This window comes from Paenibacillus sp. JT31N11, assembly GCF_056269285.1.
Genome location: NZ_JBWDNQ010000013.1, coordinates 115508 through 128649, shown reverse-complemented (window position 1 = coordinate 128649; position 13142 = coordinate 115508). Strand labels below are relative to the sequence as shown.

The window sequence follows — 13142 nt, the reverse complement described above, 5'->3', positions numbered from 1 at the left end:
GAGAACGGGTATTCCAGGCAGCCAAAAGCCGGGCAATTTGTTGATGTCCAGATGGACGCGCCTGTTTATCGAAATGAAAAAAAACAAGCATGCTTATGTGCTCATGGCGCCATATTTTATTATTTTCGGCACATTTACGATCGTCCCGGTCCTGCTGTCGCTGGTGCTGAGCTTTACGAACTACAATCTGCTGGAGGCGCCGAAGTGGATCGGCTGGCAGAACTATGCGCGTCTGTTCGTACAGGATGACATCTTCCTGATCGCGGTCAAGAATACGTTCCTGTTCGCCGCCATAACCGGACCGGTCAGCTACCTGGCCTGCTTCCTGTTCGCATGGCTGATCAATGAGCTGCGTCCGAAGCTGCGCGCCCTTCTGACGCTGATTCTGTATGCCCCGTCGATTGCGGGAAACACCTACCTGATCTGGCAGCTGCTGTTTGCCAGCGATTCGTACGGTTACGCGAATTCCTTCCTGATGAAGTGGGGAATCATCCTGGAGCCGATCCAATGGCTGCAGGATCCCCGCTACGTGCTGGGGATTCTGATCATGGTGCAGCTGTGGCTCAGTTTGGGAACGGCTTTCCTCGCTTTTATCGCCGGGCTGCAGAATGTGGACCGTACTTTATATGAAGCGGGAAGCATCGACGGCATCCGCAACCGCTGGCAGGAGCTGTGGTTTATTACCCTGCCGGCCATGCGGCCGCAGCTGATGTTCGGGGCGGTCATCCAGATTTCGCTGGCCTTCTCCGTCGCCGAAATTTCGATCTACCTGATCGGCTTCCCAAGCGTCGACTATTCCGCCCACACGATTGTCACGCATCTGGTGGATTACGGCTCCATCCGGTTTGAAATGGGTTATGCCTCGGCCATTGCCACCGTATTGTTTAGCATTATGCTCGGCGCGAATCTTCTGACTCAGAAGCTGCTGGCCAAAGTGGGTGAATAGAAAAAAATGAGACTGACATTCAAGCTGCCTAAAAGATTGAACCGATCGTGGACGGGGGATATTCTGCTGTTTCTGCTGCTTGCTGGGGTCGCCTGCTTCATGGCGCTGCCGCTGGTGTTCACGGTAAGCAACGCGTTCAAGCCGCTGGATGAAATTTTTTCGTTTCCTCCGAAGCTGTTCGTACGCAATCCGACCTTCAAGAACTTTACGGATCTGGTCGGCATCTTCAGCGATTCCTGGGTTCCGTTCTCCAGATATGTGTTCAACACGTTTTTTATTGCCATCGTGGGTACCGTAGGCCATGTCATTCTGGCCTCGGCTGCGGCTTATCCGCTTGCCAAGCTCCATTTTCCGGGTAAACGGATTTTGTTCGGGGCCGTGGTGCTTTCCCTGATGTTCACGGCTTATGTTACCCAGGTGCCGAACTATATGATCATCTCCATGCTGGGTCTGATCAACACCTTCTGGGCCATTCTGCTGCCGGCCTTCGGAATGACCCTGGGCCTGTACCTGATGAAGCAGTTTATGGAGCAAATTCCCGACGCACTGCTGGAAGCTGCCAAGATCGACGGGGCCAGCGAGTACCGGATCTACTGGCAGATTGTCATGCCGATCGTCAAGCCGGCATGGCTGACGCTCATTATTTTTTCCCTGCAAAATTTATGGACGAACGGCTCGGTGACCAGCCACAAATATATTTACAGCGAGCAGCTCAAGACGGTTGACTACGTATTCGGACAAATCGCAAGCGGCGGCCTTGCAAGGACGGGACCCGTGGCAGCTGTAACGCTGCTCATGATGCTCGTGCCGATCACCGTATTCATCGTGACGCAGAGCAACATCATTCAGACGATGTCCACATCGGGGCTGAAGGAATAGCAGGGGGGGGGAGCTAAAGATGAAACGAATCATCGCCGCATTATTTATCATGACGCTCTTGACCGGTGTGACCGCTCCTGTTACGGCCTCCGCAAGCGATACCTATAATTATTCCTATTGGGGCGATCCCGTCCCTTCGCCGAATCCCTATACGCTCGGCAGGGTGATGGGCGGAGACGATTGGAATATCGGCCCGCTGTCCTCGCCGCAGGACCTGTTCGTCGGACCGGGCAATCAAGTATACATAGCCGATACGGGGAACAACCGGATTGTTGTGCTGGATGAACAGCTGCAGATCTCTGCGGTGTTCCGGGAATTCGATAATGACGGCAGCAAGGACGGGTTCAACCAGCCGGAAGGTGTTTTCAGCGATGAAGAGGGCCATGTTTATGTGGCGGATACCCAGAACCGCCGATTGGTTGAGCTCACGAGCGAAGGCCGCTTGGTCCGTATCGTGGACGAACCCAAATCAACGCTGCTGCGCGAAGGCTTCCAGTATATCCCGATTAAAGTGGCCGTGGATAAAGCGCTGCGGATTTATGTCGTCAGCCGCGGCTCCTATGAAGGCATCATGGAATTCGACGCGGACGGCCTCTTCAATGGATTCATTGGCACCAACCGGGTGAAATTCAGTCCTGCCGATCTTTTCTGGAAGCGGATCTCCACCAAAGCCCAGCGCCAGCAGATGGAGCAGTTTATTCCGCTGGAGTTCAACAATCTGGATATCGACGGGGATGGGTTTATCTATACCTCGACCTCGGAGGAAAATTCCGATCAGCCGATCAAACGGCTGAATCCGTCAGGCGTGGATATTTTGCGCAGCAAAGGCTATTTTCCGCCGAAGGGGGATATCGGGACGCTTGAGACAGGCAGTTCCCCGGGCAGCTCGATCTTCGTCGATATCATCTCGGATGAAGGTGGCATGTACAGCGCGCTGGATTCCAAGCGGGGCCGGATCTTCACCTACGACAAGGACGGCAATCTGCTGTATCAATTCGGCGGGCTTGGCAGCCAGCAGAGCAAATTCCGCACGCCTGCCGCGATTGAAATGCTGGGAGGCAGCATGCTGGTGCTGGACAAGGACAATAACCGGCTGTCCGTCTTCGAGCCGACCCCCTATGGCAGCTGGATTCGCGATGCTGTCGTCTCGCTCTATAACGGCAGGACGGATCAATCGACCGCAGCATGGAAGAAGGTGCTGCAGCTTAACGGCAATTTCGATGTCGCTTATATCGGCATTGGCAAGTCTCTGCTCAAGCAGGGCGATAACCGCGCGGCGATGGATTATTTCAAGCTGGGCAACAACCGGGAGTATTATTCGGAAAGCTTCAAGCGGTACCGCAAGGATGTCGTATTCGCCCATTTCGGCACCATCGTGCTCGTTATCGCGCTGCTGGCTGCAGGCCTGGTCACGGCTGTGAAGCTTGGAGGCCGAAGGAAATCCGCAGGTCAATACGAGCGGGAATTCGGGATCATCCAGAATCCGTTCTATACGATGATTCATCCCTTTAACGGATTTTGGGAGATGAAATACGAGCATAAGGGAAGAATCAAGGTTGCGCTTGGCATTGTGGTCCTGCTGGTCATTGCCACGATTGTCAGAAGGCAGTACAGCGGCTTTGTCGTCAACTTCAACAACCCGGAGCAGCTGAGCAGCCTGGATGAATTGAAATTTATCGTGCTGCCGTTCCTGCTGTGGTGCGTGGCCAACTGGTCTCTGACCACGTTGATGGACGGGGAAGGCAAATTCAAGGAAATCGTCATGGCGACCGCTTATTCCCTGCTTCCTCTTGTCATCATCTATATCCCGCAAACACTGTACAGCAATATGATTACCAGCGGTGAAAGCGCGTTTTATTATCTCCTGGATGCGCTGGCGATCATATGGTTCATCTGGCTGCTCTTTACCGGCACAATGACGGTTCATCAATATTCCGCCGGCAAAACGGTCGTGACGATGCTGCTCACGCTTGTCGTGATCGGGATCATTATTTTCCTGGGCGTTCTGTTCTTCAGCATGCTTCAGCAAATGATCAGCTTTGCCGCATCCGTCTACAAGGAAATCTCATTCAGATTGTAATCGGCTGGGAAGGAGGGATGGCCCTTGGCTGTCAAGAAGAAAAAGATCGCCGTTATCCTGTGTGCGGCGCTCCTGATAAGCGGCATGGGCTCCTTGAGCTACAGCGAACAGGGGGCTCAAGTGGGCAGCTCCGGAACCGGGCTCTCTTCGGGGAATGGCGAAGGGACGGAGCAGCAGCAAACCGGGGCAGGTGCGCATACCGGAGTGATGGAGCTGACCGATACGACGGGACAGCCTGAAATTCAAGGTCAGACAGATAACAAGAGGCAGCTTGATACTAAAGGGCAAACCGCAGCGCTTTCCGCGAACACATCCCAGGAAGCTCGAACGCTCTCTTCCAACACGCCGCAGGAAATTCAGGCGCTCGGGGCAATGGAGAAGGTTGCGGAAAATGAGTCGCTCCAGCTCTATGTAAACCGCGAAACGGCGGAAACCGCCGTGAAGGATTTGCGGGACGGTTATATCTGGTTCTCTAATCCACAGGGCAGAGCAGACGATCCCAAGGCTTCGCCCTTGTATAAATCCGAGCTGTCCGCACAGGTGCTGGTTACCTACTACAACGAGAAAGGGCAGGTCAATGCGTTCAACAGTTATGATGACAGCGTAGCGAAGGAGCAATTTGAAATCTCGGCCATGGACAACGGGCTCAAGGTGGTATACCGGATCGGCAATATTGCCAAAAGCTATGCCAACATTCCCAAAGTCATCGGCAAGGAGCGGTTTCAGACGCAGATCCTCGATCAGATTGCCGATGAGGAAACACGCAAGGATGTCGCGTTCAAATTCAGTCTGGATGAGCAAAAGCAGATCTACATGGTCCGCAAGCTTCAGGATTATGTCGCGGAAGAGCTCTCCGCTTTGCTTGAGGCGGCAGGCTACACAGCCGATGACGCCGCTGAAGACAATAAGGCCAATGGAGCCGGTGAAGCGGCCGCCGCCGCAAATGCGGAGTTCACCGTGCCGGTTGAATATACGCTTGACGGCGGGAATCTGATCGTAAGCGTGCCGGCCCGGGAGCTGGTCTACAATAAAGCCTATCCCCTGGCAACGGTGCAGGTGCTTAAATACTTCGGCGCTGCGGGTACGGACAAATCCGGGTATCTGTTTGTACCTGACGGCTCGGGAGCCTTGATCCATCTGAACAGCGGCAAGCAGAACGCGGAGCCCTACAGCCTGTCCGTATACGGCAATGACGGCACCTACGATGTGCGGGAGAGGATTCAATCCAATCAAATCACCCGCCTTCCGGTATTCGGTATGAAACAAAATGATCATGCGCTCCTTGGCATTATTGAGGACGGCGATGCACTGGCCAGCGTGACGGCGGACGTGAGCGGGCGCAATGATTCCTATAACGCGGTCAGCGGCAAGTTTCAAGTCGTGGCGATGGATTTCTACACCTTGACCTCGGGCACCAAAACAAGCTCCGTCCCCATGTTCCAGAACAAAATCTATGGGGGCAGCCTGCAGCTTCGTTACTCCTTTCTATCCGGAGCATCCGCCGATTATGTCGGAATGGCCGGACAGTACCGGACATATCTAGCGGAGAAATATCAATTGAAGCCGCTTGCGGAAGCTGCAGATGCGCCATTTATCCTGGAGCTTGCCGGAGCGTTCCGCAAAAGCAAATCATTCCTCGGCATTCCCTATCAAGCTGCGGAATCCTTGACCAGCTTCGGCGAGGCGCGGACGCTGCTCGAGAAGCTGAGGGCTGCCGGGATCAAGCAGATCGATCTGCGTTATGTCGGCTGGTTTAACGGCGGCATCAACCATTCTTCCCCGTCCAGGATCAGCATTGCCGGAGCATTGGGCGGCAGTGGCGGATTCCGGGATTTGGCCAATTATGTGAAGCAGAATGGAATCGGCTTTTATCCGGATGTGGCTTTCATGGAGAAATACAAGGGCTCGTCAGGCTCGGCAACCTTCCTGGACCGGAGCAAAGCGGCTATTTATCAATACGATCCGGTTATGTATGCCAAGAATACGGCGAGGTTCTCCCACTACATCCTGTCGCCGGCGGCGCTGCCGAAGCAGGTGGACGGTTTTCTGCGTGACTTTGCGGATATCGGGAACAGGGGCTTGTCCCTGCGGGATATGGGCAATGAAGTCAATTCGGACTTTGACCCAGGCAGGTCCGTTAACCGTCAGGACGCGCTCGCGGTCATTGCCGGTCAGACGGATAAGCTGAAGAAGCAGGCAGGCTCGCTGATGATAAGCGGCGGCAGCGCCTACAGCCTGCCTTATGCGGATATCATTGTGAACGCGCCGGTCCGGAGCAGCCGCATGAATATTACCGATGAGGATATTCCGTTCTATCAGATAGCCCTGCATGGCTATTTTGATTTGGCAGGCTCCCCTTACAATATGGATGAGCTGCAGAATCCCCGTTTGTCGATGCTCAAAGCGCTGGAGACCGGCTCCAATGTCTTCTATCAGTGGACGTACAGCGATTCAGCCAAGGTAAAGGATACGGAATTCAACAGCTTGTATGCGCTGAGCTACGAAAGCTGGTTTGAAGAAGCGGTCGGGCTGTATGACGAAGTCAATCCGGTGCTTGCCAAAGTGCGCAATCAACCGATTGTGAAGCACAGCAAACCGGCGCCGGGCGTCGTTCGGACAACATTCGGGAACGGAATAACCATCACAATCAACTACAACAATACGGCGGCAGCGGTGAACGGCTTGCAAATCGAGGCCTTAAGCTACCGGGTAGGCGGTGAGCAGAATGTTTAGGAAGCCATTGACCTTAACGCAGAAAAAAGCCTGGTACGGGGTTCTGTTCGCATCCCCGCTCATGCTGGGAATGGTGCTGCTGTTTATTTTGCCCTTGATCGAATCCTTCCGTTTCAGCTTAAGCTCCATTCGTCTGGTTGAAGGCGGCTTTGCGGTCGATTACGAAGGGTTCTCGAATTACGGCAATCTGTTTACGACCAATCCGGAATTTCCCCGGAGGCTGACGGAATCCATTACGAATATGGTCGTCAATGTGCCGATTATCATTATCTTCAGTTTGTTTGCCGCTGTGCTGCTCAACCAGAAATTCAGAGGCCGCGCCGTTGCCAGGGCGATCTTCTTCCTGCCTGTGATCCTGGCCTCTGCCGCAATCGCCAACCTGGATATCAGCAGCTTTGTCGGCGGCTCGGCTCCCGCTGGCGGCGGAGAGAGCGAAGGCAGCCTGATGCAGAGCTTCGAGCTGAAAAAAATGCTGATCGAATCGGGCCTTGCTCCCGTGTTCGTCAACTACATTACCGGTGCGGTGGACCGGATATATGAAATTATCAGCTCATCCGGCGTGCAGATTCTGATTTTTCTGGCGGGTCTGCAGTCGATTTCGCCATCCCTGTATGAATCCTCCAGGATCGAAGGGGCGACAGGCTACGAAATATTCTGGAAAATTACGTTTCCGATGATGACGCCGCTGATTTTGACCAATTTGGTGTATTCCATCATTGATTCGTTCAATCACAATACCATCAACTCGCTGATTTCGGAGACGGCCTTCAAGTCCTTCGAATTCGGCCAAAGCGCGGCCATGTCATGGGTGTACTTTCTGGTGGTTGCTGTGATTCTGGGCGTGTCCACAAGCATCATATCGAGGAAAGTGTTTTATTATGACTAGCAAGAAGAAACGGCTGTCGCCGTCCTTTGGCGGCGAAGCAAGTTTCTTCCCTCAGACCTTATAGAAATGGATAAAGGTGAAACTTATACATTCTATAAGGTTAAAAAGATACGGCTTTACCGTCCTCTGGCGGGCAAGTTGGTTTCTTCCCTCAAAAATATAAGCAATGTATGGGGAAATTTTATACTTTCTTATATTTGCATCAAAAGGGCATTCTGCCCGCTCTGGAGTTTTCTTAAACCGGTATGATTACCGAAGGGAGGAATCGTCAATGAAATCGCCTGCCGCTTATGCGGAGCTGCTGAGTACCAAATTTAATCCGCTGGAGAAGATCAAGCAATGGCTGTGGATCATCGTCCGGACCGTGCTGGTTGTCGGGTTTTGCTTTATTATCTTGTTCCCGCTGTTCCTTCGTCTTTCGGTCGCTTTCCGCAGCAAGGTGGACATTTATGACCCCACGGTGCTGTGGATTCCCCGGAACTTTACTCTGGATAATATCAAGATTGCCATGGAAGCGACCAACTATTTCTCTACGCTCCTGAACACGTTTCTGATTTCCTCTGGTACGACGCTGATTCAGCTGGCGACCTGCGCGCTGGCGGCTTACGCGTTTGCCAGGCTGAAATTCAAAGGCAGCGGACTGCTCTTCGGACTGGTCGTGTTCACGATTGTCGTTCCGCCGCAAACGATCATGATTCCGCTATATCTGACCTATCGTTATTTTGATTTATTCGGTCTGGTCGGACTGTTCTCCGGCAGGGAGAGTCTGAATTTGATCGATACGTTCTGGCCGTTTCTGATTTCCTCCGCGACCGGAATGGGATTGAAGAACGGACTGTATATATTTATTTTCCGGCAATTTTTCCGGGGGATTCCCAAGGAAATTGAAGAAGCGGCGCTGGTCGACGGAGCGGGGATCTTCAAGACCTTCTACCGCATCATGCTCCCGAACGCCCTGCCCGCGATAGTGACGGTGCTGCTGTTCTCCTTCGTGTGGCAGTGGAATGACAGCTATTATGTCTCCTTGTTCTTCAGCAAAGTGAAGGTGCTGTCGACCCAGCTCATGGATATGGGCTCGGTGCTGGGCAGGGAACCGGATCTGGTCTATCAGTCGATGCTGCTTAATACCGGCGTTCTTCTATTGACAGCGCCCCTGATTATTATGTATTTCTTCGTTCAAAGGTACTTCGTCGAGGGTGTGGAGCGTACAGGACTTGTCGGTTAGCAATCAGCTTCGAGGAGGGTAACAACCATGAATAATGAATGGAGTCTGCGCGGTTTTCATATGCGTTTCGGATCGCATGAGGATGTGGATCATTTAAAAAGAGTCATTGAGGAAGCGCTGGTGCCTATGGGCGTCAATGTGCTGATTCTGGAAGTGAATACAAATTTTCAATTCAGCACTCATCCGGAGGTATCCGGCGGTACGCTGACCAGACAGGACGCGCGGGAATTATCGGCGCTGTGCAAAAGCAGGGGAATCCGCCTGATTCCCCTGCTGGATTGTCTGGGCCACCAGGGATGGGGCGGCGGAAGGAATTCGCTGCTGCGCGCTTATCCCGAATTTGACGAAACGCCGCATGTTCCAGCCGACGCCAAATGGCCGGAATTTTATTGTCCGAGCTGGTGTCCGTCGCATCCGGATGTAAACGCGCTAGTCTTCGACCTGATGGATGAATTGATTGATGCGTTCGAGGCGGATGCGCTTCATGTGGGCATGGATGAGGTGTTCGCCATTGCCGACGAAGGATGTCCCCGCTGCCGCGGCAAGAACAAAGCGGAGCTGTTCGCGAAAGCTGCGAATGATTATTACGGCCATGTGGTCGGCAAACGCCAGGTGCAGATGCTGATGTGGGCCGATCGCCTGATCGACGCGCATGGTCTGGGATATGACCAGTGGGAGGGGGATATTCACGGTATATGGCCGGCAGTGGACTGTATCCCCAAGGATATCGTGCTGTGCGACTGGCATTACGACATGCTGGATGCATACCCGTCGGTGGGTCATCTATTGGATAAAGGCTTTACGGTATGGCCCTCCTGCTGGAAAACGCCGGAAGCGGCGCTTGAATTTTTCCGCCAGTCCGTGCAGCAGGCCAAGGAGCGCGGCGCGCTGGACCGGATGCCGGGCATGCTCGTGACCGGCTGGAACGCCACCGGAGCCAAGCTGGTATCGGCTCTCTTCGGCGAAGGCGGTCTGGGGGAGGATAAAGGGGATATTGCCGGCATTGCGGCCACGCTGAGGACAATGATGAACCGTCTGCAGGAAGATACGCAGTGACAGGCTGAGCCCAGGGCGGAGCTGCATTGTCTGCTGCAGTCATGTATTAAACCGTGGAGTCGGCCGCTATCAGCGTGTTTACTATCTGTACTATACATCGAACCTACATCCGAGAATGGAGAAGAAGCTATTGACCTCATCCACAACGGTGCATATTATTTCACATACCCACTGGGACCGCGAATGGTATTTGCCATATGAGAAGCATCACGTCCGGCTAATCAAGCTGATGGATACGCTTCTGGAAACGCTGGAACAGGATCCCGGCTTCAGGAGCTTCCATCTCGATGGCCAAACGATCATCCTGGAGGATTATTTGCAGATCCGCCCGGAGAAAAGGCCGCTTCTGGAGCGGATGATCCGTGAAGGGCGGATACATATCGGTCCCTGGTACATTCTGCAGGACGAGTTTCTGACAAGCAGCGAAGCCAATGTGCGCAATTTGCTCTACGGCCATCAGGATGCGCGTCTATATGGCGCTATTTCCAAAGTCGGCTATTTTCCGGATTCGTTCGGCAATATGGGGCAGGCTCCGCAGCTGCTGCTGCAGGCCGGAATTGCGAATGCGGTATTCGGCCGCGGCGTCAAGCCGACAGGCTTCAATAATCAGGTGTCTGATTCGCAGGAGTATGAATCCCCATTCTCGGAAATGGTCTGGGAAGCGCCGGACGGCTCGCGGGTGCTCGGCATCCTGTTCGCCAACTGGTACAGCAACGGGAATGAAATCCCGAAGGACCGTGAGGCAGCCCGGGACTATTGGAGCCGCAAGCTTGAGGAAGTAGCCAAATATGCCTCAACGCCGCATTGGCTAATGATGAACGGCTGCGACCACCAGCCCGTCCAGCGCGATGCTGCAGAAGCCATCAAGACAGCCTCGGAGCTGTATCCGGAGCTGAACTTCGTCCATTCGAATTTCGACGATTACATCAAGGCTGTGCAGGCATCGCTGCCTGAGCGGTTATCCGTCGTCAAGGGAGAGCTGCGCAGCCAGCATACGGACGGCTGGTCCACGCTGGTCAATACCGCGTCCTCCCGGATCTACCTGAAGCAGATGAATCAGCAGGGCCAGGCGCTGCTGGAGAAAGCCGCCGAGCCGTTGGCGGTCTTCGCCCACATCGCCGGGGCAGCCTATCCGCATCATCTGTTTACACATGCCTGGAAAACCTTGATGCAGAACCATCCCCATGACAGTATTTGCGGCTGCAGCGTGGATGAGGTCCATGCGGAGATGGTCGCCCGCTTTGCCCGAAGCAGGCATCTGGCGGAAGCGATTATTGAAGATAGCCTTGCCTCGCTGACCGGCAGCATCGATACCAGCGGCTTTGCCGCTGTTGAAGCGGAGGAGGCGTATCCGCTTGTCATCGTCAATTCTTCCGGTTGGAAGCGCAGCGGCGTGATTACAGCCGATGTTGAACTGCAGCGCATCTATTTCAGTGAAGGAATGGGCTTTCGTGATATGAAGCAAGCCTTGAAGGCAATCGACATGCCGGGGCTGCGGATGATTGATTCACAGGGCGGCGAGATCAGCGGCGATATTACGGATCTTGGCCTGCGTTTCGGTTACGATCTGCCGGAGGACCGGTTCCGTCAGCCTTATTTTGCGAGATCCGTACAGGTCCGGTTCGAGGTGGAGAACGTTCCGGCACTTGGGCACGCGACGTATGCGCTGCTGCGCGATCACCAGCCGGTTGAAACGCAGGAAGCTCTCGGCTCCATGATCACCGGCAGCACCACGATGGAGAATAACAACCTTGCGGTGACCATTGAAGCAGACGGCTCCTTAACAATCACCGACAAACGGACGGGAGTTCAGCTGCCGGGATTATGCATTTATGAGAATACCGGAGATATCGGCAATGAATACATGTACCGCCAGCCAAACCATGACCAGCCGATTACCACCAGAGGAACGCATGCGGATATCCGGGTACTTGAAGATACGCCGTATCATACGGCCTTCGAGATCAGGCACCTGATGATGATTCCCCAATCGGCGGATTCTCTACTGGAGCAGGAGCGGCGGGAGCTTGTCTGGTTCACGGGCAGGAGGTCCGGCCGGTCGCCTGCGCTGATTCCTTTTGAAATTACTACCCGTGTATCGCTTGACCGCAGCGGCTGCGGAGTGAAGGTAGACAGCTCGTTCAATAATCAGGCGCATGACCACCGTCTGCGGGTGTTGTTCGAGACCGGGTTCTGTGCCAAGAAGCATATGGCGGATTCCATCTTCGAGGTAGCCGAGCGCAATAATACGCCTTCTGCCCAGTGGTCCAACCCGAGCAACTGCCAGCATCAGCAGGCTTTCGTTACGCTGAAGGGGGACTCCGAGGGCTTAACCATTGCCAATCTGGGACTGAACGAATATGAAATTCTGCAGGATGGAAAAGGTACCATTGCCGTCACGCTGCTGCGTGCCGTAGGCGAGCTTGGGGACTGGGGCTACTTCCCGACGCCGGAAGCCCAGTGCCTTGGCGGGCATAAAACGAGCCTGGAAATCATTCCATTCCCGGTCATGGAAGCTCCCTCCGGGGAGGATGACCTGCTGTGCAACGGCTCAGCCGCCTCTATGAAGGAAGCCTATCAATTCCAGATGCCCTTGCTGGTGAAGCAGACGGGCATTCATGCCGGGAAGCTGTCGGCGGATCATTCCTTTCTGCCGTGGCAGGGGGATATGCTGTCTTTTTCCGCTCTGAAGGTATCGGAGCAGACCGGCGATGTAATTGCGCGCTGGCACAATCTTTCGAAGCGGCCGCAGGTTTTGACTGCTGCTCCTTCATTCGGAGGCAAGGCGGACAACGCTGCCAATGAAGCCCCAATCCCGGACTGCTGGCGGAGCGGCATCATGGAAGAGCGTCTGGAGCGGGCGGATTTGAATCATATCCCGGTCCGGGGGGCGGAGATTGTTACCCTCAGTCTGAGGCTTCACGAATAGCAGATGATCAAGCGGAAGGAGATGGCTCAAAGCTATTTTCTGGCTTTCTGACGCACATGATAGGAGTTTTCTTATAATAAGACGCCTCCGCCTCCACCTGCAAAGTGGTGCTGGAGGCGTCTTTGCTTATATGAGCTATCTCCGCACAATCACAGAGCCGCAATCAATTCCGCCTGGCTGGCTTGTATGAGGGGGTTAGCTTCTCTCGCTGATGCCCTTATGGAACAGCATCTCGCTTGTTCCTTGATGGCATTGGCAAGACAATAGGTGGTTGGTGAATGTAACGGAGAAATCTTGTATTCAAAAGGAAGCGGAAAGCTTCTCTAATCTAAGTATTGTGCAAATGCATCATAGTAACGTTCATATTATGTTATTTGCCTCCGCTGTATAATGAGGACATCGTTCCCG

8 protein-coding genes are annotated in these 13142 nt (G+C 53.9%); all 8 read left to right on the top strand.

Features of this window, described 5'->3' with window-relative positions:
* The first annotated feature begins 43 nt into the window (after window positions 1–43).
* Window positions 44–946, top strand: coding sequence for a carbohydrate ABC transporter permease (locus AC0YNV_RS31270; protein ID WP_475771585.1), 903 nt, complete (start codon window positions 44–46; stop codon window positions 944–946).
* A 6-nt stretch (window positions 947–952) separates the two neighbouring features.
* A complete protein-coding gene (locus AC0YNV_RS31265) occupies window positions 953–1825 on the top strand; it encodes a carbohydrate ABC transporter permease (RefSeq protein WP_475771507.1) in 873 nt (290 codons plus the stop codon).
* 19 nt (window positions 1826–1844) lie between these two features.
* Complete coding sequence (locus AC0YNV_RS31260; protein WP_475771506.1) at window positions 1845–3905, top strand: YIP1 family protein; 2061 nt, start codon at window positions 1845–1847, stop codon at window positions 3903–3905.
* 24 nt (window positions 3906–3929) lie between these two features.
* Window positions 3930–6638, top strand: coding sequence for a DUF5696 domain-containing protein (locus AC0YNV_RS31255; RefSeq protein WP_475771505.1), 2709 nt, complete (start codon window positions 3930–3932; stop codon window positions 6636–6638).
* Window positions 6631–7524: a carbohydrate ABC transporter permease gene (locus AC0YNV_RS31250; protein WP_210039897.1), complete on the top strand. Its 894-nt coding sequence runs from the start codon at window positions 6631–6633 to the stop codon at window positions 7522–7524. The genes AC0YNV_RS31255 and AC0YNV_RS31250 overlap by 8 nt, the downstream gene beginning before the upstream one ends.
* Window positions 7525–7795: 271 nt before the next feature.
* Window positions 7796–8749, top strand: a complete 954-nt coding sequence (locus AC0YNV_RS31245) for a carbohydrate ABC transporter permease (protein WP_210039898.1) — start codon at window positions 7796–7798, stop codon at window positions 8747–8749.
* Between the two features lie 27 nt (window positions 8750–8776).
* Window positions 8777–9805: a family 20 glycosylhydrolase gene (locus tag AC0YNV_RS31240; RefSeq protein ID WP_475771504.1), complete on the top strand. Its 1029-nt coding sequence runs from the start codon at window positions 8777–8779 to the stop codon at window positions 9803–9805.
* Between the two features lie 130 nt (window positions 9806–9935).
* On the top strand, window positions 9936–12734 hold the full coding sequence (locus tag AC0YNV_RS31235) for an alpha-mannosidase (RefSeq protein WP_475771503.1): 2799 nt from the start codon (window positions 9936–9938) through the stop codon (window positions 12732–12734).
* Window positions 12735–13142: the final 408 nt, after the last annotated feature.